Consider the following 21293-nt stretch of genomic DNA (forward strand, 5'->3'; position numbering starts at 1 on the left):
CCGGCCCGTGGGGCGCAGATGCGCCTCCCGGACCGCGCCTCCGCGTGATCTGGGTCACAAAGTAAAGGGCTCAACTCTCGGTTGTCTCGTCGTCGTTCCAGTCGGGGTCGTGCTCCCAGGCCTCGTTGCGCTCCTCGACCTTCTCGAGGGCCCGCTCGGCCTCGGCGCGCGTGGCGTAGGGGCCGAGCCGGTCCTTGTTCGGGCACCCCTCGGGGCCCTCGACCGTGTGGTGGGTGAGACAGAACCAGAAGCCGCCGTCAGCATCACTCATAGGTGTGAAGTTACCGGTTGTCGCCCTTGGTCAGCAGCAGCCGCTCCACCCGCAGCATCGCGAGCTCATGCTCGATGTCGCCGCTCATCACGGCCGCCAGCTTGAGGTGCGGCAGCGCCTCCTCGAGCCGGCTCTGCCGTTCGAGCACCCGGCCCAGCGCGTGCCGCGACCAGACGTCGTCGGGGGTCTCCTCGACCAGGTCGCGCAGCTCCGCCTCCGCCTTCTGCAGCTGGGCGCGCAGCAGGTAGGCCCACGCGCGCAAGCACCGCAGGCCGGTGTTCTTCGGGTCCTCCTCGAGGGCCGGCTCGACGACCTCGAGCGCCTCGACCGGCGCCCGGCGGGCGAGCAGGTCATAGGCGACGCGGTACGCCGACTCCGGCTGCCGCATGCCGGGGAAGACGATCGCCGGGGCGGTGAGCTCGAAGTCGTTGTCGGTCATGACTTGAGAACGAATCTCATGTCCGCCTCATTCCCTGCCGGTGTTGGGCTCAGCCTTTCGGGACGAGCGTCAGGTGCTGGACCCCGTTGTCGTAGACCTCCGTGTCGCGCAGCTCCAGGACGATCCGGCTGTCACCGAAGAGCCGCTCGCCCGAACCGAGCGCGATCGGGTAGACGAACAGGTGCAGCTCATCGAGCAGCCCGTCGGCGATCAGTCCGCGCACGAGGCGCCCGCTTCCGGAGACGTAGATCGACCCCGGGCGCGACCGCTTGAGCTCGTGCAGCCGTTCGGCGTCGTACGCCCCGAGCACGGTCGTGTGCGCCCACTCCTCGGTCAGCGGCCGGCTGCCCACGACGACCTTCTCGGTGTCGTTGAAGAAGGGCGCACCCGGGTCGTCCTCGGCCGTCCGGTCGCGCCATGCGGGCGCGAACATCTCGTACGTCGTCCGCCCGAGCAGGATCGCCTCGGCGTCGCCGGTGAGCGTGCCGATGGCCTCGCCCATCTTCGGGTCGAAGCCGAACTCCATGGTCCAGCTGGGCGACTCGAAGACGCCGTCGAGGGAGATGAACTCGTGCGCACGGATGCTGGCCATGCGGGCGATCCTGCCACTCCGATAGGGTTGCTGACGCGTGACGGGCTGGCCGGGCGACCGCGTCGCCTTCCACACGAAAGGGAGGCGTCGAGGAAAGTCCGGGCTCCACAGGGCAAAGGTGGTGGGCAACACCCACCCGGGGAAACCCGCGGGACAGTGCCACAGAGAACAGACAGCCGCGCCTCCGGGCGCGGTGATGGTGAAACGGTGGTGTAAGAGACCACCAGCGCCCCAGGTGACTGGGACGGCTAGGTAAACCCCACCTGGAGCAAGGTCAGACAGGATGCGTCCGAGGGCGGCCCGCCCGAGCATCCGGGTAGACCGCTGGAGGCCGCCGGCAACGGTGGTCCGAGATGGATGGTCGCCCCTCTTCGGAGGACAGAACCCGGCTTACAGGCCAGCCCGTCACGACAATCGGGTTCTGAGCTGCGAAAACGGTCATCACTGCGCGCCTCCATGCCGCATCTGTGCCGCATTCCGCTCCGGCTGCGGCACAGAGAGGCCGCCTAGCGCGTTGTCGAGGGCCTCGCGGGTCCGCTCGTCAGAGTCCGGCCATAGGTGCGAGTAGGTGTCCAGCGTCTCGGCCGCCGAGGCGTGCCCGAGGCGAGCCTGGACGGTCTTCACGCTCTCGCCGTACCGGATCAAGCTCGAGGCGTAGTAGTGCCGCAGCGCATGCACGCCGGTGCCGGTAGCGGCCGTCAGCTTCGCCGCCCTGGCCGCCGGCCTGAACGCTCTGCTGAACTCCTGACGGGTGATCCCCCGACCGTTGAGCGTGAAGACGAGGCCGTCAGCAGGCACGGCGTACGCCGCCAGGTGCTCGTTCAGCGCGTCGACGACGATGCGGGGCAGCGGGATGTCTCGCACCGACGCTGCCGTCTTCGGCGGTCCAAACTCGGTCACCCGCCCCGGCCTTGTGACGAGCTGGCGGTCGACGGTTGCGATGGGGTTGGTCCCGAGCAGCCGGAGCCGATCGCGGGTCAGCCCTAGCAGCTCGCCCTGGCGCATGCCGGTGCCGGCGGCGACGACCACGAACGCCCGCAGCTCTGGCGGGACGTTTGCCAGCAGGGTTTCGACCTGCTCGAGCGCCAGCGGCTGAACGCGGGTCTTGTGCTGCTTCGGCAGCCTCGTGCCGTCGCATGGGCTCGCTGTCAGCCGCTTGTCGCGGATCGCGGCGCGGAAGATGCCCGCGACGATGCCGTGCACGACGCCGATGGTCGAGGGCGCCAGCGGTTGCCGCTTGGCCTTCGGGTCGCCAGTCGCGAGGTACTTCACGAGCGCCTGGATCTCGGTGGGTGCGATCGTCGACAGCGGCATCGAGCCGAGCCGTGGGTAGACGTGCCGGTGGAGCATCGTCTTGACGTGATCGGCGCTCGACGGTCGGTGCACCTGTGCCGCCCGCCATTGCTCGGCGTAGGCCTGGAAGGTGATCGACCCCGCCTTCGGGTCGACGTACTGCCCTGTGACCACTGACGCTGTGACCTCCGCGAGCCAGTCGCGGGCGGCACGCTTGGCCTTGTCGGGAAACGTCTTCGAGTGCTCCCGGCCGGATGTGTCGCGGTAGCGCGCCCGGTAGCGGTTTCCGACACCGTAGCGCGCCGTGCGCACCCGCTCCCCCGTCTTGCGGTCGACGTGCTCCCATAGGTCGGTGACGCTTTGCGAGCTCGCTGTGTTCGCCATCTACTTGCCTGCCCTTCTGGCCCGGCGCCACGCGGCTTGGTTCCGGCGCCGTTGCTCGCGCTTGCACTCCGGACGGTCGCAGTAGACGCTCTCGCCCTCGAGCGGCGCGCGTCGACGTACGACGGGCGCCTGGCAGCTGCTGCAGGTGAACTCTCGGCCAGAGCCGACTTCGCGGGCGACGAGGAGCATGACGACTCCCACTAGGCCTTGCGCTGTCGGCGTCAGAGTCAGGCGGTCCTGGTCGAGCCAGTTCGCCGCTGTGGCGACGCCGGCTCCGCGCAGCGCATCTGAGAGGACTGCCCCGAAGTGCTCCCGCTCCGCCTGCCAGCTCGTCCCCAGCTCGTCGATCATGCGCGGGGGCATCAGCCCCGGTGTGCGCTTGGCTGGGTTGAGCAGGTAGGCGACGTGCTTCCAGTCGGCGGGATCACCGAGCCGCTTTGCGGCCAGTGCCGCGCCGATGCGACGAGCAGCGGCGACCGCCAGCGCGTGCTCCCGTATGCGCGAGACCGGCACCCGCCCCGCGCCTTCGAGGTCCACTCGCTCCCAATCAAGTGGCTTCTCGTTCTGGTCCACCATGTTGCTGAGCTCAGGGATCCCCCATCGGGCGACGAACTCTGCGGCTTCGTCGTCAGTGGCGCTCGCGAGTGAGGAGTAGTCCGGCAGCAGTTCGTCGACCGACGGACGCGCCGGCGCGCTGCTGTCCCAGACCGCCGTCCACACGACGTGGCCCTCACGCCCGACCGCGTCACGGGGACGGATGATCCGGTAGCCCCGGTGCAGATAGAGCTCTGCTTGCGTCGCTGGTGTCATAGGTTGTAGATAACCAGCAGATAGACCTAGGTGTCAATGCCCTATCACACTCCTTCTCAAGGTGATCAACACCAAGGAGAGGAGCCGCTGGGATGGCTGAGTATCTGACCACCGAAGAGGTCGCGGAGCTGCTTCGTACGTCGCCGGAGACTGTGCGCTACTGGCGCCACGTTCGCACTGGGCCTGCCTCGTTCAAGATCGGCCGCCGCGTGCTGTACGCCCGTCAGGACGTCGAGGCGTTCGTCGCGCGGGCTCGCGAGGCAGCCACCGCGTGAACGCCCGAGCGATGCCAACCGCGAGGTCGCGATGACGGATGAGAGACGAGAACGCCGCCCCGTCGGGTGCTGGACCGGTGAGGTGGCGGAATTCTCAGCAGCGGCAGGCCTTGCAGCTCAGGAGAACAGGCCAAGCGTAACCGGCGACTGCCGGCACAGCTGGCATCGATCGCCTGAAGCGTGTCCGATCCACGGCTGCGCGGAGTGCTGCCTTCAGCACTTCGACGAGTGCGGACCGTACGGCATCGACATCTGGCAGGAGCCGATCGCACCGGCGACCAGGAAGTACCGCGACAAGCTGCCTGATGGCAGCTGGTACGACGGTGAGGAGTGGGCCGACGAGCTCGCTGGCGACCTGTGGGAGTCGTACGTCGAGGACGACGGCTGCCGGATCTGCCAGGAGATCAACGATCGCACCCACCTGACTCCGCTCGAGCGACACCTGCTGACTTGTACTGAGGAGTACCACTGCCGCGGTTGTCACCGTTGCCTGCGTGGTGACCGCATCTGCACGTCGTGCTTTCGGTGCACCGGCTGCGCCATAGGCCACTGCGAAGACTTCGAAGTCCGCTGGAGCGGTCACCAGCAGCGCGAGCGCCTCGTCCAGTGGGAAGCCCACGAGTGGTGGGAGGTGCCGGCGTGACGATCGACGAACGCCCCGAGACCTTCACCGTGCCGCCTGGGCTGACCGCCGAGGTCCGTGAGCTCGCGCTACGCGCCGGCCTGGTCGACGCGGAGGCAGATCCTGCGCGAATGCCCTCGGTTGCCGAGTGGATCGCCGAATCTCAGAAGGTCCGCGATTCATATGAGGAGGCGCTGGCCGAGGACAAGATCCTCGAGCAGGTCGAGCGCATCAAGACGCTCGAGGAGGCTCGTCGTCGCGTCGATGCCGAACGCGAACGTGTCGACGACCTGGACTCGCTCTACCTCGACCGCGATGCCCTCGACGACCTGGCGATGCCTGAGGCGCTGATCCCCGGCGTGCTGCCGCGGCACGCGTACGGCGTACTGCGTGGCAGGGACCAGAGCTACAAGTCCTTCGTAGCGCTCGATTGGGCGCTGACCCTGGCGGTCGGCGGCCGCTTCTGGAACCAGGCGCCGGCCGCTCATGTGCCCGTGCTCTACATCGCCGGTGAAGGCGCCTGGGGCCTGCGAGACCGCCTCGCGGCCTGGGAGGCCCGCAACCAGGTGCGCGTCGATACGAAGTGGTTCACCGTGCGTCAGGCGGCACTCAACCTGCATCGTCCGGGGCCGGCTTTCGATCACCTCCTCGAGCACGTCGACGCGCGCGGCTACGGCCTCGTCATCGTCGACACGCTGCGCCGAGTCTCTGGCGCTGCCGACGGCAATGGCTCGGAGATGGGTGCGGTCGTCGACAACCTCGACCGCATCAAGCACGCCACGGCCGACGGAACCGTGCTCGTGGTCGCTCACACTGACAAGGGCGACTCCGACAGCCGCGGCTACTCCGGCATCGAGGACGACGCGGACTTCGTCTGGCACGCGCGGCGCGAGGGTCCTCGCCTGGAGCTCGAGCTCACGAAGATGAAGGACGGGCCCGACGGCTTCACGGTGAACCTCCAGGCCTGGCCGGTGGGCGACTCGCTCGTGCTGTCCCCGGCCGCCAAGCCTGAGCCGACCGATCAGCCTGCAGAGTCCGAGGTCAAGCTGCTTATGACGCTTCGCAGCTTCCCTGAGGGGTGCGCCTCGACAAGTGAGCTGATGCCGACGTCCGGCCTGCCCAAGGCGACGTACCACCGCGCGCTCAACGCGCTCGTCGCCCGTGGCCATGTCATGAAAAAGGGGTCTCAGGCCCGCCCGATCTACGAGGCCGCGGGTCTCATAAGTCCCGAGGGGTCTCGCTTGCCTCAATCGCCTTCCGACCTGCAGGAGTCTCACTCGGTCTCACCTGTGTCTCACGGAGTCTCACCAGTCTCACGACCCTTAGGGAGTGAGACACATGAGACAGAGACACGAAACAAGCTCGATCTGACGAGCTTCAGCGACGAGCAGCGAACCGTGCTGGCCCGCCTCGGCGTCGACGAAGGCGGTGCGGAATGAGCGCCTGGGTCTGGCCGTCGCGCTGCCGCATGTGCGCCTCACCGGCCGGCGAGGCCGACGGACTCGTACGCGTACCGCACTTGACCTGGTGCGTACGTGCACCACGACCCCAGCAGCCTCGGCCCGATGGCGTGCTGCTCAAGCCCACACCAGAGGTCGAGCCGATCGCTGAGCTCGACGACCTCGATTCGGAGGAGAGATGACACCCGAGATGATCGCTGACCTGCCTGACGAGCTGCTCGGGCAGACGAACACTGAGGCCCTGCGCGAGTGGCTGGCGCTGCGCGGCAAGAGCATGACGCTGCTCGAGCTCGACACCGAGCGTCGCCTGCGCGGGCTCCAGCCGCGCACGAACGCGCAGCGACGGATCGCGCGCCGGATGGCGGTTGGCAGGGGGGCACCCGTCACAACGTCTCGTGAGGGGGCTGGAGGACCGCCGCAGTCGCCGTCTCTCTCCCTGCAACGTGGCGAAGCACCTCACGACCATGAGGCGGTTCGTCCGTGAACGCCCGGACCTGTCTCGTCTGCGGTGGGGCGCTGACCGGCCGCCAGCGGAAGTGGTGCAGCAAGGCGCACTCGCTCAAGGGCCAGCGCGCTGCTACCCCGACGGTGCCCTACGGCGCGCACGGCCGCGTTCCCGCGCTCGCCTCATGGGCCGCGGTCGTCGACGAGCTCGAGGCCATGGTCGCGCTCTGGCCAGACGACATCGCGGCGCTCGAGGCGGCCGGTGTCTCCGACGACTTCCTCGGCGACCTCGAGTGCCACTGGAGCGGCGCCGCCCAGGTACTCGCGTTCGTGCGTACGCATGCCCCTGGCCTCACGGCCGACCCCACGCAGCCCGACCTCACAGAGGAGAAGAACTGATGAACATCGAAGAGCAGATTGCCTGGATCGGGTCGATCGCCGACCAGATGCGGGCCCGCGACAAGGACGTCGCCCGTCGTGTGCAGGAGACACAGCCGCTAACCGCCGACCTTGAGACGGCGACAGTTCAGCTCAACCGGAATCTGCCCCCTGAGGACCGAGATAGTGCGGCCAAGATCCGACAGGGGCGGCTGAAGCTTCTCCAGCGCGCAGTCGAGGCGGGCCGTGTCTCCGAGCAGGAGGCAAGTGAGATCCGCGCCGAGATCCGCTCGGGATCGTTCCGCGACAACCCTGGCGGCCTCCGAGTACTTCGGAACGGCGATCGCGTAGCCGACCGCTCGAGCAGCATTCTGACCCGATTCAGGGCGCTACCCCCCGACGCCCGCCGCGAGGTTGCTGAAGCGGCGATGCGAGCCAACCCCAGACTCGCGGAAGCGGTTCGCGCGGAGCAGGCGCGGCTGGCCGAGTTGGCTCGACAAGAGCGGGTGAAGCAGCAGCGAGCCAACAAGCCCCTGGACCTGCCGGTGCCGACGCCCGTCCGCACCGAGCCAACGCAGCTGTCTGCTCTCCTGGCGGCCGAGGAGCGCGACCGCCTCGAGAAGTATTACCGCCAGTTCTCGCTCGTCGAACGGCACGAGGCCGCGCACGCAGTCGTCGCGCACGCACTCGGCGTCCCCGTCGAGAGGATTGATGTCGGCCACGTCGGCGACAACGGCGCCACCCGGTGCGCGTTCGAAGGCGGTGACTCCGTCGAGAGCTACCTGGCCGTGCTCTTCGCGGGGTGCCGCGGCGAACGTGACCACAACGCTTGGGTCCCTGAGCTCGAGGCGCTCTGGGTGGACCAGACGGACACCCTGCGAGCTAACCAGGTCATCGTGGAACTCGGCCTTTCCGTCGGGGACGAGATCGCACTACGGACCAGGGTCGAGGAGCGCGTCGACCATCTGCTCTCCCGCAACTTTCAGAAGATCACGGCAGTCGCCAGCGCGCTCCTCCGGCACAGGGTCCTCGACGGTGCTCAGCTCGCTGAGTTGCTCGGTGAGTCGGGGTGGAGGCGCTGATGTCTGGAAAGCCCGTCAAGATTTCGATCATTGCGAATGGTCGGCAGGCCCGGGCGGAGCTCGCCCAGACCGCGGCCTCGGCTGACCTGCTGGGCAAGTCGTTCTCGCGTAGCGCCAAGGTCATCGGCGGTGCCCTCGCAGTTGGGACGATCGTCCGCGCCGGCAAGGCGTTCATCGCCAACGGTGACGCATACACCTCGCAGCTGAACAAGATCGCCGCGCTGACGACTGCCCAGCAGCGGGCCCAGGTCGGCGGCATCAACGGTGTCGCCAAGACGCTCGAGAAGGGCGGGGCGGCCTATGCGGCGTACGGCAACACTGTCGGGGACGCGGCCGCGGGCGTCGTCGAGCTCGTCAAGGCCGGCCAGACCCTCCCCAACGCGCTGAAGGCAGTCAACGCCACCCTCGTCCTGGCCAAAGCTGGCGAGCTCGACGTGGCCGACGCTTCCGGCCTGGTCGCGACCGCGCTCACGACTTGGCACCTGCCAGCCAAGCGAGCTGGCGACGTGGCGAACTACCTCGCCAACGCCGCGAACATCTCCACCTCCGACGTCACTGATCTCGGAGAGGCGCTGAAGTTCGTGGCGCCGGTAGCGGCCAAGGTCGGCGTGAACGCGCAGACAACCGCCGCCCTCCTCGCTCAGCTCTCCAATGCTGGCATCAAGGGCACGCTGGCCGGCACTGGTCTGCGCAAGGTTCTGGAGTCCCTCCAGGCGCCCACGGGCGGCGCGGCGAAGGTGCTCGACCAGCTCGGCGTCTCGGCGTTCACCTCCTCGGGCAAGGTGCGCCCGTTCGGCAAGGTGATGGCCGAGCTGCAGACGAAGCTGTCGACCCTCAGTGACGCCGACCGCAAGATGGACTTGCGCAAGATCTTCGGTCTCACCGGTATCACGTCGGCTCAGGTGTTGCTCGACAACGTCAAGAACATCGACGCCTACACCAAGGGCGTCGAGCGGGCCGGGGCCGCGCAGAAGCTCGCACAGGCCAACTCCAAGGGCCTCGCCGGCACGCTGCGCCGAGCTGGGGCGGACTTCAAGACCGCCGGGCAGGAGGCCTACCGGGCCTTCTCGCCGGTCGCCGACAACGCGCTGCGGCCGCTGGTCGACATGATCGAGAAGAACCAAGGCGCGATCACCGGCCAGGCCAAGACGATCGCCCAGGGCGCGGTACCGGCGCTGAAGTCTTTCGCGACCGCGGCCGGAGACACCGCGCAGGCCGTCGGCGACGTCGCGGCACAGGCCAAGCCGCTTCTCCCGCTGCTCGGCACCGTAGCCACGGTCGCCAAGAGCTCTGCTGACGCCTTCCACGCGATCCCGGCGCCGCTCAAGACGGTCGCCGTGGAGGCTGGGCTGCTCGCCCTCGTCATGCCACGGCTGAGCGGAGGCATCGCCACGGCCACCGGCGCGATGACGGCCCAGATCGGCACCGTGCGTACGTGGAGCGGTGCTCTGGCCAGCGCGGAGACGCGCTCGACCGCTCTCGGCCTGGCCGGGCTCAAGCTCGCCGCGGCCTCGAAGACCGCGGCTGGTGTCGGCGGGATGCTCGCCCTGGCGCAGTCCTCGAAGGTCGCCGACTCTGGGCTGCGGACGCTCGGCACCACGGCCAGTGGCGCACTGCTCGGCTTCTCGGCGGGTGGACCTGTTGGTGCCGCGATTGGCGGCGGCATTGGCCTGCTCGGCGGCCTGTGGTCGGCGACGCACAAGGCCAACGACGAGATGCGCCGCGTGCAGGAGGCCAAGGCCGCGGCCAAGCAGGCGCTCGAGGACCTGCAGGGAACGCTCAACACGACGACGGGTGCGTACACGAGGCTGACCCGCACGATGGTCGCTCAGCGGCTCCAGCAGGCCGGCGTGTTCGACCAGCTCGGCGGCAGCGGCCTCAACCGCAAGCAGATCGTCGACGCGGCTCTTGGGCAGCAGGGCGCGATCATGAAGCTGCTCCCGGTCTTCGACGGCCTCAACGCCAAGATCGACGCCAACAAGGCGAAGATGGCGGCCCTGAGGCCTGCGTACGAGGCAGCTGCAGCGACCGACCGCAACCGCGCTCAGGCGATCTCGGATCAGATCAATGCGCTCGACGGCCAGAACAGGGCCATGCAGGGCACGATCGACACGTTCGGCGCCCAGGCCCGCGCGGCGGCCGGTGCAGTGCTCGCAACCAAGGCTCAGGACCTCGCGACGCGGGGCTACGTCGGCACGCTCAAGGGCCTGCCCAAGGATCTCGCGACCAAGATCCACACCACCGGCGTGGACGGCTCCCTGACCGAGGTGGCGAGGCTGGCGAGGCAGTACAAGCTCACGCCGAAGCAGATCGTCACGCTGATCAAGGCAGAGGGCATCGAGCCGACCAAGGCCGCGATCAACAGCGTCGCGTCCACGATGAAGAGCGTGGCCGGCCGAGCGAGTGGCTACGGCTCGAGCGCCGGTAGTGCGTACGGCTCGGGCTTCGTCGGCGGCATCTCGGCTTGGACTGGTCGAGCGGAGTTCGCTGCCATGGCGATGGCGGGCGCGGCCCATGCCGCCGCGATGCGAGAGCTCAACGCGCACTCGCCCTCGCGCAAGATGATCCAGGTCGGCAAGTGGTTCTCGCAGGGCTTCGCGATCGGCATCGAGAAGGACGCCTCGAAGGTGCTCAACTCGGTCGACACGCTCTTCGGCAAGCTCGACAAGAAGCAGCGCCCGGCGATCAAGAGGCTCACCGCCCAGTACATCAGCGGGAAGCACGGCCTCAATGCGATCGCTCGAGCACAGGCCGACGTCAACAACCGGCTCCAGGATGCCCAGCAGAAGCTCGCCGACGCCAAGCAGGCCTGGAAGGACTATCGCGACTCGGTCAAGACCAGCATCGTCGCGTTCGGCAACATCACCGAGCTCGGGAAGAACTCGGCCGGCAACGCCACCGCGGACGGCATCGTCAAGCAGCTCCAGGCCCGCGCCGCCGCGGTCGAGAAGTACAAGGCTCTCGTCGAGCAGCTGAAGAAGGAGCACCTCAACGGCACGGCGCTGCAGCAGATCCTCGACGCGGGCGTCGATGGCGGCCTGCAGACGGCCATGGCGATCGAGCAGGGTGGCCCAGCGGTCATTGCCCAGATCAACAACCTGCAGAGTCAGATCGCTGCGGCCGGCGGTGGGCTCGGCACGTCGATGGCGAACAACTTCCAATCGGCGGGCGTGGCGGCCGCGCAGGGCATGGTCAACGGCCTCATCTCGCAGCAGCGCCAGCTCGAACGGGCTTCGGTGCAGCTGGCCAACGCGATGGTCAAGGCCATCAAGAAGCGCCTCGGCATCCACTCGCCTTCGAAGGTCTTCCAGGGACTCGGCCGTAACTCGGTACAGGGCCTCAATATCGGACTCGACTCGACCTACGTCCGCAAGTCCGGTGAGGTGCTTGCCTCATCGCTGGTCAAGGGCTTTGGGACCCCGTCGCTGTCGGCCAACACGATGCTGTCGCCCGCTCTTCTGGCGGCGCAGCAGCAATCCACCCAGACCATGCGCATCACGTTCTCGGCTGAGCAGCTGGACCGGATGAGACGCGGACTCGAGGTCACTGCCGACGTCGCCCTGGCGGCCGGCAGCGGAGCGAGGACGATCCGATGACCGCCATCAACGTTCTCGACCGCGTCCGTCTCGACGTGGAGCGGGACCTCGCCACGGGCGAGCTCGTGAACCTGATCCAGAATCCGTCTGGCGACCTCGGCGGATGGGGCTGGATCACCCCGGTCGCCAGTACCGCGATGAGCGGCGGCACCGAGCTGGCGTACGCCGGCGTCGCCTCGGTCGCGAACTGGTTCACCAGCGAGCTCTCGCCGGTCACGGCAGGCAACTACGTAGCCGCGTCGTGGACGAACCCGTTCCACACCAACTCCGGCCTCGCTCGAGCGCAGCTGGTCTGGTACGACTCCACGGGCGCTGTGGTCTCCTCGGGCACGCAGGGCGCCTACCAGACCTCCGCGGGCTCGTACTCCATCAGCGCGACGGTGGTCCCTGCCGGCGTCACTCAGGTGGCGCTCCGGTTCGACCTGTACAGCACGACGGGCGGCGTCGCGCCGACCAGCACGACGAAGTCGATGTGGCTGACCGACGTCACGATGGCCACCGCGAGCACCGCCACCGCGCTCCTGGTGAAGCGGACCAACCTCGTCAAGAACCCATCATTCGAGTCTGACGCCTCCAACTGGACGCCGAGCTCGGCATCGCTCTCACGAGTCACGACCCAGGCGAGCGTCGGAACGGCGAGCTGCTCGGTCACGACGTCCCCGACCGTCGCCACCAACCTCGTCACCAACCCCAACTTCGAGACCAGCACCTCGGGATGGACCGCCGGCGGCAACACCCTCGACATCGCACAGGCGGTCACGGAAGGGCAAAAGAGGTGCCGGCTGCGCGCGACGACGAATGTGTCAGTGGCTCGGGCCAACATGAACTACTCCTCGACGATGCCGGTCATCGCTGGGCAGACCTACCAGATCGGCCTGTCGTTCATGGCCCCGACGATCTCAGGCTGCACCTACGATTCACTGCGAGGCGGCACCCTCTACCGCTGGTACAACGCCAGCAGCGTCCAGATCGGCGCCGACGGCGACATGGGCCGCAGCATCTCGCTCGACACCTGGTACAACCTCGCAGGAAACATCACCGCTCCTGCCGGCGCGACCCAGCTGAAGCTCTTCCCTTACATCGACTACTCCATGTCAGCGGTCAGCGGGACCTTCAACGCGACGATGTACTTCGACTACATCTACGCCACCGACACCCCCTCGGCGGGCTACTTCGACGGCAACCTCGCTGACGGTCCGGCCTACCAGTACGACTGGACCGGCACCGCCAACCTGTCTACGTCCACGCGCACCACCGTGGTCGCGACAGCCGCAGCGAAGACGCCGATGATCCCGGTCTCGCCAGGGATGACCTACGCCGCCTCAGCGGCCTTCCGCGCGGCCAGCACCACGCGCCAAGTCCAGATCGACTTCAACTGGCTCAACTCGAGCGGCGCCGCGCTCTCCACGACCGCCACCGCCCCCGGCACGGACTCTGCCAGCCAATGGAGCCGGTACGGCAGCACGGCGGTCGCTCCTGCCGGCGCGGCGAACCTCGTCGTCTCGTACGGCTTCAACACCAACGTCTTCACTGCTGGTGAGGTGCACTACCTCGACGCCGCACTCGTCGAGGCGAGCACCTCAGCCGGCACCTACTTCGACGGCGCCACCGCTGCCGGGGGCGGCTTCACTTATGCCTGGACCGGCACGGCCAATGCCTCCACGTCGACGGCGACCTCGACGAACAACCTCGTCGACCTGCCGCCGGCCTACTACGTGAGCGTCACGGGGGAGGCCGCCTCGATCAGCATCGACCGCAACGAGCTCAACCTCTCGACGCTGACCGCCACAATCGTCTCGACCAACCTCGACCCCTCCGCCTCCACGCTCCTTCAGCCCAAGCGACGGTGCCGGATCCTGGTCGACACCACGGGCTCGGGAGGCTGGGAGCCGATCTTCACCGGCCGCACCAAGCAGGCGAACGTCGAGTACCACCTGCTGGAGAACGACCCCGAGCGGCGAGCGGTCATCACTCTGCTCGCGGTCGACCCGCTCACCCGGCTCTCGCAGGAGCCTCGGCCCGATGGCGTCGCGACGATCGCGGCACTCCCGTTCGTGCTCGAGGGCTGCGGCGTGCCCTGGAACGTCAACGGATCAGGCAACCAGGTACCCACCGCCACGGTGGTCGCCAGCAACGACCAGGCGACCGCGATCGACCAGGTCGCCGTGACCCGCGACACCGTCTCCGGCTACGCCTGGGTCGACCGCAAGGGCGTCTTGCAGGCCTGGGACGCCGCCTCGATCTCGTCGACGGTAAAGGACACACTCGACGAGGACACCTACACCACCGACTTCGGCATCAGCTACGGCACCGACAAGGTCATCAACTCCGTGTCGGTCGAGGCCTACGAAGTGAACCCGGCCACCGGCGAGACCAGCACGGCCCAGTACGGCCCCTACCGAGACCCGGCCCTTCAGCCAGGCGACGACATCTACGATAAGACCTTCACCGTGCAGGGGCTCACCGAGGCTCAGATCGTCACCCTCGCCAACGGCATTCTCGCTGCCAACAAGACCCCGACCAGGCGCATCGACTACGTCGTGCTGCCTCTCACCCAGGAGACCATCAGCCGGGCCCTGCTCGACCTCTACGACCTGGTCGAGGTGATCAACACCCGGGCGGGCCTGGACGACAACCTCCGCATCGTCGGCGTCACCCACACCATCACGGCCGGTCAGGGCCGCTCGAAGTGGCTGATGCGGCTCGACTTCACCGGAGACGGCGTCGTCGCCTCGCCCCAACTGATCCCGGCGCCATCCACCGGCTCCGGCTCGGCGCTACCTGCCACAGGCCTCCAGATCGGCAAGGGCGTGAGCGTCGGGTCCATCGCTTCAGGTGCGTCCCCGACGATCGCCGTGACGTTCCCGGTCGCCTACGCCACGGCGACCAACCTGAAGGTCGACGTCATCCCGTTCAACTCCCGACTGACGCCCGGACTCGCCTCGCTGAGTGCAACCGGATTCACCGTCGCCCTCTCGAACTGGTCGACCGGCAACATGGCCGGCACGACGTTCGACTGGTCGGCGCAGACCCTGTAAGGAGAAGCCGATGGCCATCGTCACCTGCCATACCGAGGGCTGCTCCAGCAGCAGCCGCGCGATCGAGCTACCGCTCACCTACCCGGACCAGGACACGGGCGAGAACAAGACCGTCGACACCGTCATGTGCGGCGCCTGCGGCCAGCAGATCACCGACATCCAAGACGTCTAGAAGCAAGGAGACACGAGAAAATGACCGACCAGGACAACGTGGAGTACACGACCTTCGACACCGCGCTGCAGCGCATCGACGACTACGTCACAGCGATGGGTCTGGCAGCAGCGGCCGGCGACGACGTCGTCAACGCCGTGAACGTCGGTCACGTGATCGGCGACATCCTCGCCCACCTCCAGACCCTCGCCCGAGCCCTCATGCACATAGCCGAGACCCACGACGCAGTGACGATCGCGCTCGTCGAGGGCGGCATCATCCCCACGCCCGAGGGCTGGGGCGGCACGGGCGGCGAATAACTACTCAATTGGGTACTAGGGCGCGTCCCGCAATCGATTCGCGTGGGTTAGTCCAGTATGTCGATGTGCACGATCGTCATGACTTGAGTGATGAGCAGTGGGCCCTGCTGGAGCCGCATCTGCCGCGGTCCAAGCCCCGCCCCGACGCCGTGGTCGCGCGACGTGTTAACGATTCCGCGGATTCCTAACACGCCCGAACGACGTGTTAGTTGGCTCGACATGACCAACAAACCGGGGTGCGCTCGCGACTGCCCGGTCGAGGGCACGCGCTTCAGCGACTCCAATGTCGGGGATCGAGTTCGGGGTCGTTGAAGTCGATGCCGTCCTCGGCAAGGGGCTCGTTGGCGCGGTCGCGCTCAAGTACAGGCACAAAGGCGGTGGCGTGGCCGACGAGTTGATGAATGTGGTGTTCGAGCGAGCTCACCGAGCGCGCCCTCTCCCGCAACGTCGATGAGGTTCGGATAGCGACGTGGGTGCACGAGGGGGAACCGGCCATCCCAGAGCCTTTGCCGCCGATTCGGGCTCGCCCAGATTGCAGGTGCCTCGGCGCTTAACGGAAGCCCTCACCTGCAGCGTTGGCCGGAATCCTGCCGATCGCCGGCGCGGGTTACTGCTAACCCCCGGCTCGCCTGAGCTACAGACAGCGCCGGCCACTTTGGTCTATTTTCGCCTTGAGCGCGTGATCCCACGTCACCAACGTTGGGCGCTCCACAAAGGCACCTGGCGTGAAGAGACGAGGCGACCCCAAGCCTGTTCCCCCGCGTCCCGGCGCCTGGACCCGCTGCCCCTGGGACTGGCCCCTGGCTCCCCTCCTCCCGGCCCAAGGGGCAGCGGGTCTCTTCTCAGTTCTCTTCCGACGCCGGCGGTGACGCTGCAGGCGGTGGCGTCAGCAGCGCGAGGATCTTGCGCACCGTCGCCTCGTCAGGCGCCGGGAGATCAGCCAGCGTGCGGCGGCGCTTCGGCGGCTGCTCGTCGTTCTCGATCATCGGTGCCCCGCGAGCCACGCGGCGGCGGCCGTGATCTCGGCGGCGAGCTCGCACAGATCCACGACGTCGTGGGCGTCGGGACGGTGCGGCACGAAGGCGACCGGCTCGCCCTTCTCGCCGAGCTGGATGCTCACCTGGCCGAACGTCGGGCCGTAGTGGGTGCCCTCGGCGTGCTCGTCGGCGGTGCTGACGCACCAGCTGGGGCATGTCGTGGATGTATCAGGGGCGGGTACAGCAGACTCATACATAGCGATTGCCTCCTACTAGGCGATTCGTTAGGTCCCGGTCGGCGTGTCAGCGCTGGCCGGGGCCGCTTTTTCTTGTGGTCCCGCGATTGTGACCTGGGGCTGGTCTAGTCCGCAGGAGAATCGGTGATCTCGCTCACGGCGGCGAGACAGCCGGGGCAGATGTCGAACCGGCCGCGATCGGCCATCGCCCGCAGCACGGGCGCGGCCTCGTTCGTGTGGTTGACGCCGTCTGCGACCTGGCCGCAGACGGCACGAAGCCTGTACGGCTCGCTGTAGTGGTAGGTGGTCATTGGTTTGCTCGGCCCTCCTTCCGGGCCGCATGTGCCGCGCTCGTGCCGCAAAACGGTCTAATGCGTTCAACGCTTCTCAACGCGTTTGCGCAGGTCACGGCGGGATCAGCCAACACAGCCACCGGCTGTCAACGGACAGGGGCACTCCCCGGCTTACAGGCCAGCCCGTCACGAAAAGACATCTGACCTGCATCTTTACGTTCTGGCATCGTCTAGTGCGGCATTACTCCGGCAGCGATTTCAGCGACGGCTTTCTGCGGCGGCTGCTGCTTGCCAACGGCCCGTTGAGCAGGCCGCTGACAACCCACTGGCCTGCCGGCAACGCAGTGGGACGTCTCTCACGCAAGGGGTCAGGGGTCACGTCCAAGCGTCACGTCAGGGCATGACGTCCCAGCGTCAGGGCAGTGTGGGGTTCCAGGTGACCATGAGCTCGTCGCGGCGGCCGATGGTCTCCACCCGATCCGCGATGAGGTCCCGCCCGCGGGCCAAAGCTTCCGCACCAGCGTGCCCGTGCTGCTCGCTTTGGTGCGCTGGGCAGTGCTGGCCGAGCTGTGAGAGGTGGTCAACCAGTGGGGAAAGGTAGCGCTCGGCGCGCGCTGTCCAGACGTGGGCTTCGGCAGACGGCATGTCGCTCACCCGAGCCGCGCCGTGCGCAGGCGCAGCGCATTCGCGATGACGCTGACCGAGGACAGCGCCATGGCGGCAGCGGCGATCGCCGGGGAAAGCAGCCACCCGAATGCCGGGTAAAGGACCCCGGCAGCGATGGGCACACCCGCGGAGTTGTAGCCGAAGGCGAGCCAGAGGTTGCTCCGGATGTTTCCCATCGTCGCTTGGGACAAGCGCCGGGCTCGGGCGATTCCGGTGAGGTCGCCGTGCAGCAGGGTGATGCCGGCCGACTCGATGGCAACGTCGGTCCCTGTGGACATGGCCAGGCCCACAGCGGCGGTCGTGAGCGCGAGGGCGTCATTGGTTCCGTCCCCTGCAAAAGCGACGACGCGGCCCTCGGCCATCAACGCGGAGACGACCTCGGCCTTGTGGTCCGGCAGCACCTCAGCCTCAACCCGATCGATACCCAGTTGAGTCGCTACTGCATGGGCGGTGACCGGGTTGTCGCCGGTGACCATCACAACCTCGACGCCGGCCTCACGCAGATCCGCAAGCGCCTGTGCAGTGGTCGGCTTGACCGGGTCCGCGATCGCCAGCACTCCAGCCAGGCGCCCCTCGATCGCCACGAACACCGCCGTGGCGCCCTCGCTTCGCAACTCGTCCGCCTGCACGTCGAGCGGTGCGGCGTCGAAGCCGAGTAGGTCGAGGAAGCCACCACTTCCTACCGCGATCGCGCGGCCCTCCACCGTCCCGGTGACGCCCTGACCGGCAGGGGCGTCAAAGTCCTCGACCACCGGCAGAACGGGCGCCGCCTCATTGGCGGCCTCATTGGCGGCCTCATTGGCGGCATTGACGATGGCCCGGGCCAGCGGGTGCTCGGAGGGCTGCTCGACCGCGCCCGCCAGGCGCAGCAGCTCGCCGTCGGTGAACCCCTCAGCCGCGACGATGCGGGTGACGGCGGGCTTTCCTTCGGTCAAGGTGCCCGTCTTGTCGACGGCGAGGGTGTCGACCTTCTCCAGCCGTTCGAGCGCGGCCGCGTTCTTGATGAGCACGCCCGCTTGGGCACCCCGACCGACGCCGACCATGATGGACATGGGTGTGGCCAGTCCGAGTGCGCACGGACAGGCGATGATGAGAACGCTCACCGCCACCACGAGCGCGTGCGCGAGCTTCGGGTCGGGTCCGACGAAGGCCCAGATGATGAAGGCAAGCACCGCGATACCGATGACAGCAGGCACGAACCAGGCTGAGACCTTGTCGGCGAGACGCTGAATGGGCGCCTGCGACCGCTGAGCGTCAGCGACCATCTGCACGATGCGGGCCAGCATCGTGTCACGGCCGACTGCGCGCGCCTCGATGAGAAGGCTGCCACCAGCGGGGAGGGTGCCACCAATGACCGTGTCGCCGACCGTCTTCGTCACCGGCATCGACTCCCCGGTCACCATCGACTGATCGACCGCCGAGCGACCCTCCGTGACGACACCGTCCACAGGCACCTGCTCACCAGGTCGCACCCGGAGTCGGTCGCCCGCCTGCACCTGATCGAGCGTCACGTCGACCTCGGTCCCATCGGCCTGAACAAGGTGCGCGGTCTTCGGGGTCAGGTCGAGCAGCGCCCGGATCGCACCGGACGTTCGCTCACGGGCGCGCAACTCGAGGACCTGACCCAACAGCACGAGAGTCGTGATGACGGCCGCGGCCTCGAAGTAGACCGGAACGGAGTCATCCATGGTGCGGAACGAGTCCGGGAAGATGCCCGGTGCGACGGTGGCGACCACGCTGAACAGCCACGCGACGCCGGTCCCCAACGCGATCAGGGTGAACATGTTCAGCTTCATCGTCCGAACAGAGGTCCAGCCGCGGGTGAAGAACGACCAGCCGGCCCACCACACAACCGGGGTCGCGAAGGCGAGCTGGAGCCACGCGTTGACCCGGCCGGGGATGTTGTCGGCGATGAAGACGAACAGCTCCGACCCCATGCCGAGGACCACCACAGGAATGGAGAGCGCGACCGCGGTCCAGAACCGACGAGTCATGTCGACCAACTCGGCGGACGGGCCCTGGTCGGCCGAGACGGTCACCGGCTCGAGGGCCATCCCGCAGATGGGGCACGAACCGGGCCCCATCTGCCGGATCTGCGGGTGCATGGGGCACGTGTACTCAATCTGCGAGTCACCCGTCGGCACTGGCGCTACGGAGGTCTGCGTCTCGCGGTAGGCGCCGGGGTCGGCGACGAACCTGCCCCGGCAATGGTCGGAGCAGAAGTGGAACACCTGACCGTCGTGCTCCGCCTGCGGACCAAGCGCAGTCGGGTCGACGTCCATGCCGCACACCGGATCCTTTACTAGGCTCGCGGTTCCGTGGGCACCGGCGGCGGGAGCGTCGTGGCGGTGGCCGTCGTGAGCGTGATGCGGGTGAGCGTGGTGCTGGTCGTCTGCGGGCTTTCCGTGCTGCCGGTCTTGCGTACCGTCCATGCCCATAACGGTACCCCCATGGGGTATATGCGGCTAGGGCCAATTCGGGCTTCGTTCAGGGCGAGTCGAAGTCTGCCGTGGAAGGGCGCGCGGACAATGGGCCGCAGCCGACGGTTCGGAGACTCAGCCCGGCCGAGGCCTGCGAGTCTCCCGGCGGAGGCTCCCGATGAGGGTGTGCGCGTTGCCGAAGTCACTGGCGTGAATCGTCGGGAAACCGCGACTCGCGGTTTGGATTTGCTTAACCTTCGGTTGTCCGTTTGATAAGAGGGGACTTGATGCTCCTGTCTACGTTCGCGCCACCCGCGCCCCCCGGGCACGTGCTGGTCGACCCCTGGACCTGGCACCGGCGAGCCGCACTGGCGCATGTCAGCATGGCGCTGCTTCTCCTCGCCGCCGCTCTTGCCGGCGGGGACGACCACCGAGAAGCTGTGCTCTTCACCGCTGTCGTGATCACAGCAGCCGGGGTGACGGGGCTCGCGAGCACCCAGTTGCGATATGGGCGTTCGCTCCTCATCTGGCCCGCTCTTACGCTGCTGATGTTGGTCGGTGCCTCCGTCGTCGTCCCCGTCGCGGCACAGTTGACAGTCGGATTCATCGCAGTCGCCTTCTTGTTCGTCGGCCTGACTCAGCCTCCTGGCACGTCCTTCTACCTCGTCGTGCCCGCGCTGATGACCCAATGGCTGATCATCGATCTGCCGCCCGGCAGAGCAGCCATCCGCATGCTGATCGCCGCGGTGGTGTGGATCGCAGTTGCCGAGCTGCCGGCCAGGCTGTCGTCCGACCTGCGTGCGGCTCGCGAGCGGCTCGAGAGGGAAGCCGTGACCGATTCACTGACCGGTCTGACCAACCGTCGCGGCTGGACTCTGCTGCTGAACGAGCTCCTCACCGTCCATGACGCCGGCACGCCTCTAGCGCTCCTGCTGCTTGACCTGGACCACTTCAAGGCGTTCAACGATGCACACGGTCACCTCGCCGGCGATGTCCTGCTGCAGACGTTCGCGGCACGCATCGCGACGTTGACGCCGCGTGGAGCGGTCGCAGCGCGATGGGGCGGAGAGGAGTTCGCCATCGCGCTGCCACGGACTTCCCAGTCCGAAGCGTTCCGGCTGGCCGAAGACATCCGTGGCATCGTGCCGGAGAACCAGACGTGCTCTGTCGGGCTCACCATGGCCCAGCCGGGAGACGAGGAGGACACTCTGCTCGCGCGGGCTGACGCTGTCCTTTACGTCGCGAAGCACAAGGGCCGCGATCGCATCGAGGCAGCCTGAGCTCCGCGTGCGAGGCGACGGCGCAGCGAACCGCGCGCGACACAGGACGATATCTGTACGCCGTCTGCATGACGGGCACGTTCCGTTGGCGCACGCCCTTGATCGCGTCGACGGGCGCGCTGATGTCGAGTGAAAGCGGCCTATCCCGCGCGAGCGGAAGGGCACGCCTGCGCAGATGCGATGGGCCGAACTGGTCATACGCCTCGGCCAAGCGGATCCCGACCGTCGTGGTCGGTGGGCGAGGCCACGCCCGCCGTACGCCTTCG

At 67.7% G+C, this 21293-nt stretch carries 22 protein-coding genes and 1 other RNA gene; 12 read left to right on the forward strand and 11 right to left on the reverse strand.

Going from position 1 to position 21293, the window contains the following annotated elements:
• Nucleotides 1-70: 70 nt before the first annotated feature.
• The 3 genes from ACYQ1K_RS16375 to ACYQ1K_RS16385 are packed head-to-tail and all read right to left on the reverse strand — an operon-like array spanning nt 71 to nt 1302.
• Entirely contained in the window at nt 71-271 is a 201-nt protein-coding gene (locus ACYQ1K_RS16375; RefSeq protein ID WP_459984186.1) for an SPOR domain-containing protein, read from the reverse strand.
• Between the two features lie 10 nt (nt 272-281).
• Nucleotides 282-710 (reverse strand): tetratricopeptide repeat protein, encoded by a 429-nt coding sequence (locus ACYQ1K_RS16380; RefSeq protein ID WP_459984187.1) that lies wholly within the window; start codon nt 708-710, stop codon nt 282-284.
• Nucleotides 711-759: 49 nt separating this feature from the next.
• The gene (locus ACYQ1K_RS16385) at nt 760-1302 is read right to left on the reverse strand and encodes a dihydrofolate reductase family protein (protein ID WP_459984188.1); all 543 of its coding nucleotides are present in this window, start codon (nt 1300-1302) and stop codon (nt 760-762) included.
• 41 nt (nt 1303-1343) lie between these two features.
• On the opposite strand from ACYQ1K_RS16385, the gene rnpB reads away from it, so the two are divergent.
• An RNA gene (gene rnpB, locus ACYQ1K_RS16390) (RNase P RNA component class A) lies at nt 1344-1711 on the forward strand.
• Between the two features lie 32 nt (nt 1712-1743).
• Here rnpB and ACYQ1K_RS16395 read toward each other — a convergent pair.
• Nucleotides 1744-2979 (reverse strand): tyrosine-type recombinase/integrase, encoded by a 1236-nt coding sequence (locus ACYQ1K_RS16395; protein ID WP_459984189.1) that lies wholly within the window; start codon nt 2977-2979, stop codon nt 1744-1746.
• A complete protein-coding gene (locus ACYQ1K_RS16400; protein WP_459984190.1) occupies nt 2980-3789 on the reverse strand; it encodes a hypothetical protein in 810 nt (269 codons plus the stop codon). It abuts the gene before it with no gap.
• Between the two features lie 92 nt (nt 3790-3881).
• Between ACYQ1K_RS16400 and ACYQ1K_RS16405 the strand changes: the two genes are divergently transcribed.
• The 10 genes from ACYQ1K_RS16405 to ACYQ1K_RS16450 all read left to right on the forward strand — a co-directional run bounded on the left by ACYQ1K_RS16405 (nt 3882) and on the right by ACYQ1K_RS16450 (nt 15155).
• Nucleotides 3882-4064, forward strand: coding sequence for a helix-turn-helix domain-containing protein (locus tag ACYQ1K_RS16405; RefSeq protein WP_459984191.1), 183 nt, complete (start codon nt 3882-3884; stop codon nt 4062-4064).
• 82 nt (nt 4065-4146) lie between these two features.
• Complete coding sequence (locus ACYQ1K_RS16410) at nt 4147-4707, forward strand: hypothetical protein (RefSeq protein ID WP_459984192.1); 561 nt, start codon at nt 4147-4149, stop codon at nt 4705-4707.
• Entirely contained in the window at nt 4704-6125 is a 1422-nt protein-coding gene (locus ACYQ1K_RS16415) for an AAA family ATPase (protein ID WP_459984193.1), read from the forward strand. Before ACYQ1K_RS16410 ends, ACYQ1K_RS16415 begins: the two co-directional genes overlap by 4 nt.
• 199 nt (nt 6126-6324) lie before the next feature.
• A complete protein-coding gene (locus ACYQ1K_RS16420; protein ID WP_459984194.1) occupies nt 6325-6630 on the forward strand; it encodes a hypothetical protein in 306 nt (101 codons plus the stop codon).
• Nucleotides 6627-6989: a hypothetical protein gene (locus ACYQ1K_RS16425; protein WP_459984195.1), complete on the forward strand. Its 363-nt coding sequence runs from the start codon at nt 6627-6629 to the stop codon at nt 6987-6989. The genes ACYQ1K_RS16420 and ACYQ1K_RS16425 overlap by 4 nt, the downstream gene beginning before the upstream one ends.
• Entirely contained in the window at nt 6989-8050 is a 1062-nt protein-coding gene (locus ACYQ1K_RS16430) for a hypothetical protein (RefSeq protein WP_459984196.1), read from the forward strand. Before ACYQ1K_RS16425 ends, ACYQ1K_RS16430 begins: the two co-directional genes overlap by 1 nt.
• A complete protein-coding gene (locus tag ACYQ1K_RS16435) occupies nt 8050-11646 on the forward strand; it encodes a phage tail tape measure protein (RefSeq protein WP_459984197.1) in 3597 nt (1198 codons plus the stop codon). The genes ACYQ1K_RS16430 and ACYQ1K_RS16435 overlap by 1 nt, the downstream gene beginning before the upstream one ends.
• Nucleotides 11643-14684 (forward strand): hypothetical protein, encoded by a 3042-nt coding sequence (locus ACYQ1K_RS16440; RefSeq protein WP_459984198.1) that lies wholly within the window; start codon nt 11643-11645, stop codon nt 14682-14684. The genes ACYQ1K_RS16435 and ACYQ1K_RS16440 overlap by 4 nt, the downstream gene beginning before the upstream one ends.
• Before the next feature lie 10 nt (nt 14685-14694).
• Nucleotides 14695-14856 (forward strand): hypothetical protein, encoded by a 162-nt coding sequence (locus tag ACYQ1K_RS16445; RefSeq protein ID WP_459984199.1) that lies wholly within the window; start codon nt 14695-14697, stop codon nt 14854-14856.
• A 20-nt stretch (nt 14857-14876) separates the two neighbouring features.
• On the forward strand, nt 14877-15155 hold the full coding sequence (locus ACYQ1K_RS16450; RefSeq protein WP_459984200.1) for a hypothetical protein: 279 nt from the start codon (nt 14877-14879) through the stop codon (nt 15153-15155).
• Between the two features lie 271 nt (nt 15156-15426).
• Here ACYQ1K_RS16450 and ACYQ1K_RS16455 read toward each other — a convergent pair whose 3' ends face one another.
• The 6 genes from ACYQ1K_RS16455 to ACYQ1K_RS16480 form a co-directional block, all read right to left on the reverse strand.
• Nucleotides 15427-15579: a hypothetical protein gene (locus ACYQ1K_RS16455; protein ID WP_459984201.1), complete on the reverse strand. Its 153-nt coding sequence runs from the start codon at nt 15577-15579 to the stop codon at nt 15427-15429.
• Nucleotides 15580-15997: 418 nt separating this feature from the next.
• The gene (locus ACYQ1K_RS16460) at nt 15998-16141 is read right to left on the reverse strand and encodes a hypothetical protein (RefSeq protein ID WP_459984202.1); all 144 of its coding nucleotides are present in this window, start codon (nt 16139-16141) and stop codon (nt 15998-16000) included.
• Entirely contained in the window at nt 16138-16389 is a 252-nt protein-coding gene (locus ACYQ1K_RS16465) for a hypothetical protein (RefSeq protein ID WP_459984203.1), read from the reverse strand. Before ACYQ1K_RS16465 ends, ACYQ1K_RS16460 begins: the two co-directional genes overlap by 4 nt.
• Before the next feature lie 104 nt (nt 16390-16493).
• Entirely contained in the window at nt 16494-16679 is a 186-nt protein-coding gene (locus ACYQ1K_RS16470; protein WP_459984204.1) for a hypothetical protein, read from the reverse strand.
• Nucleotides 16680-17075: 396 nt separating this feature from the next.
• Nucleotides 17076-17306 (reverse strand): hypothetical protein, encoded by a 231-nt coding sequence (locus ACYQ1K_RS16475; RefSeq protein WP_459984205.1) that lies wholly within the window; start codon nt 17304-17306, stop codon nt 17076-17078.
• Nucleotides 17307-17311: 5 nt separating this feature from the next.
• Nucleotides 17312-19759, reverse strand: a complete 2448-nt coding sequence (locus ACYQ1K_RS16480; protein WP_459984206.1) for a heavy metal translocating P-type ATPase — start codon at nt 19757-19759, stop codon at nt 17312-17314.
• A gap of 275 nt (nt 19760-20034) precedes the next feature.
• Here ACYQ1K_RS16480 and ACYQ1K_RS16485 point away from each other — a divergent pair, with 275 nt between their 5' ends.
• The gene (locus ACYQ1K_RS16485) at nt 20035-21027 is read left to right on the forward strand and encodes a GGDEF domain-containing protein (protein WP_459984207.1); all 993 of its coding nucleotides are present in this window, start codon (nt 20035-20037) and stop codon (nt 21025-21027) included.
• Nucleotides 21028-21293: the final 266 nt, after the last annotated feature.

This window comes from Nocardioides sp. AN3, assembly GCF_054653495.1.

What these genes read in the sequence shown, in the direction of transcription:
- ACYQ1K_RS16465 (WP_459984203.1), bottom strand. Translation starts at nt 16,389, where the DNA reads ATGTATGAGTCTGCTGTACCCGCCCCTGATACATCCACGACATGCCCC.
- ACYQ1K_RS16430 (WP_459984196.1), top strand. Translation starts at nt 6,989, where the DNA reads ATGAACATCGAAGAGCAGATTGCCTGGATCGGGTCGATCGCCGACCAG.
- ACYQ1K_RS16395 (WP_459984189.1), bottom strand. Translation starts at nt 2,979, where the DNA reads ATGGCGAACACAGCGAGCTCGCAAAGCGTCACCGACCTATGGGAGCAC.
- ACYQ1K_RS16420 (WP_459984194.1), top strand. Translation starts at nt 6,325, where the DNA reads ATGACACCCGAGATGATCGCTGACCTGCCTGACGAGCTGCTCGGGCAG.
- ACYQ1K_RS16475 (WP_459984205.1), bottom strand. Translation starts at nt 17,306, where the DNA reads ATGCCGTCTGCCGAAGCCCACGTCTGGACAGCGCGCGCCGAGCGCTAC.
- ACYQ1K_RS16450 (WP_459984200.1), top strand. Translation starts at nt 14,877, where the DNA reads ATGACCGACCAGGACAACGTGGAGTACACGACCTTCGACACCGCGCTG.
- ACYQ1K_RS16380 (WP_459984187.1), bottom strand. Translation starts at nt 710, where the DNA reads ATGACCGACAACGACTTCGAGCTCACCGCCCCGGCGATCGTCTTCCCC.
- ACYQ1K_RS16440 (WP_459984198.1), top strand. Translation starts at nt 11,643, where the DNA reads ATGACCGCCATCAACGTTCTCGACCGCGTCCGTCTCGACGTGGAGCGG.
- ACYQ1K_RS16445 (WP_459984199.1), top strand. Translation starts at nt 14,695, where the DNA reads ATGGCCATCGTCACCTGCCATACCGAGGGCTGCTCCAGCAGCAGCCGC.
- ACYQ1K_RS16480 (WP_459984206.1), bottom strand. Translation starts at nt 19,759, where the DNA reads ATGGACGGTACGCAAGACCGGCAGCACGGAAAGCCCGCAGACGACCAG.
- ACYQ1K_RS16405 (WP_459984191.1), top strand. Translation starts at nt 3,882, where the DNA reads ATGGCTGAGTATCTGACCACCGAAGAGGTCGCGGAGCTGCTTCGTACG.
- ACYQ1K_RS16375 (WP_459984186.1), bottom strand. Translation starts at nt 271, where the DNA reads ATGAGTGATGCTGACGGCGGCTTCTGGTTCTGTCTCACCCACCACACG.
- ACYQ1K_RS16385 (WP_459984188.1), bottom strand. Translation starts at nt 1,302, where the DNA reads ATGGCCAGCATCCGTGCGCACGAGTTCATCTCCCTCGACGGCGTCTTC.
- ACYQ1K_RS16470 (WP_459984204.1), bottom strand. Translation starts at nt 16,679, where the DNA reads ATGACCACCTACCACTACAGCGAGCCGTACAGGCTTCGTGCCGTCTGC.
- ACYQ1K_RS16460 (WP_459984202.1), bottom strand. Translation starts at nt 16,141, where the DNA reads ATGATCGAGAACGACGAGCAGCCGCCGAAGCGCCGCCGCACGCTGGCT.
- ACYQ1K_RS16400 (WP_459984190.1), bottom strand. Translation starts at nt 3,789, where the DNA reads ATGACACCAGCGACGCAAGCAGAGCTCTATCTGCACCGGGGCTACCGG.
- ACYQ1K_RS16435 (WP_459984197.1), top strand. Translation starts at nt 8,050, where the DNA reads ATGTCTGGAAAGCCCGTCAAGATTTCGATCATTGCGAATGGTCGGCAG.
- ACYQ1K_RS16485 (WP_459984207.1), top strand. Translation starts at nt 20,035, where the DNA reads ATGCTCCTGTCTACGTTCGCGCCACCCGCGCCCCCCGGGCACGTGCTG.